Below are 880 nucleotides of genomic sequence, written 5' to 3'. Positions count from 1 at the left end.
GGCTCTGTTGCAAAGATTGGCGGCAGTCAGAGGTAGGCTGTCGCTCTGCGCCGATCAGGCGGCTGCTGCGAAATGGTGGTTGAGCATGCCCATGGCCTCCGTCAGCGCCGAGGGCCCAATGCCAAAAGCTCTCTCCACAAGGCGCACCTCGCCCCTGATGCCGGGCTGCAGGCACCAGGGGCGAGCCTGTCCTTTGCGCAGGGCTCGCATGACTTCGAATCCCTTGATCGTGGCATAGGCCGTGGGGATCGATTTGAAACCGCGCACCGGCTTGATCAGTATCTTGAGCTTTCCGTGATCGGCCTCGATCACGTTATTGAGATACTTCACCTGCCGGTGGGCCGTCTCCCGGTCCAGCTTTCCTTCGCGCTTCAATTCGGTGATCGCTGCACCATAGCTCGGCGCTTTGTCGGTATTGAGCGTGGCAGGCTTTTCCCAGTGCTTCAGGCCTCGCAGGGCCTTGCCCAGGAACCGCTTCGCTGCCTTGGCGCTGCGGGTCGGCGACAGGTAGAAATCGATCGTGTCGCCCCGCTTGTCGACTGCCCGGTACAGGTAGGTCCACTTGCCCCGCACCTTGACGTAGGTTTCATCCAGGCGCCAGCTCGGATCAAAGCCACGCCGCCAGAACCAGCGCAGCCGCTTCTCCATCTCCGGGGCGTAGCACTGGACCCAGCGATAGATCGTCGTATGGTCGACCGAAATGCCGCGTTCCGCCAGCATTTCCTCAAGGTCGCGATAGCTGATCGGATAGCGACAATACCAGCGCACCGCCCACAGGATCACATCACCCTGGAAATGGCGCCACTTGAAATCCGTCATCGTTCCGTCCGTCCAATCTCCGCCAAGCATGCTCAAGCTTCACGATTTTTGCAACAGAGCC

1 protein-coding gene is annotated in these 880 nt (G+C 60.6%); it reads right to left on the bottom strand.

Annotation, left to right across the window (positions count from 1 at the left end):
* Nucleotides 1–54 precede the first annotated feature (54 nt).
* Nucleotides 55–819, bottom strand: a complete 765-nt coding sequence (locus VVR41_RS10690) for an IS6-like element IS6100 family transposase (RefSeq protein ID WP_001389365.1) — start codon at nucleotides 817–819, stop codon at nucleotides 55–57.
* Nucleotides 820–880: the final 61 nt, after the last annotated feature.

Origin of the sequence: Corynebacterium sp. LK2510 (genome assembly GCF_040946405.1) — a bacterium.
GTDB lineage: Bacteria > Actinomycetota > Actinomycetes > Mycobacteriales > Mycobacteriaceae > Corynebacterium.
Note: the sequence above shows the minus strand (reverse complement) of the source record. Positions and strands in the feature narration are given on the sequence as shown.

Bases quoted from the DNA above. Each gene is read 5' to 3' on its own strand.
- VVR41_RS10690 (WP_001389365.1), bottom strand. From the start codon at position 819: ATGACGGATTTCAAGTGGCGCCATTTCCAGGGTGATGTGATCCTGTGG.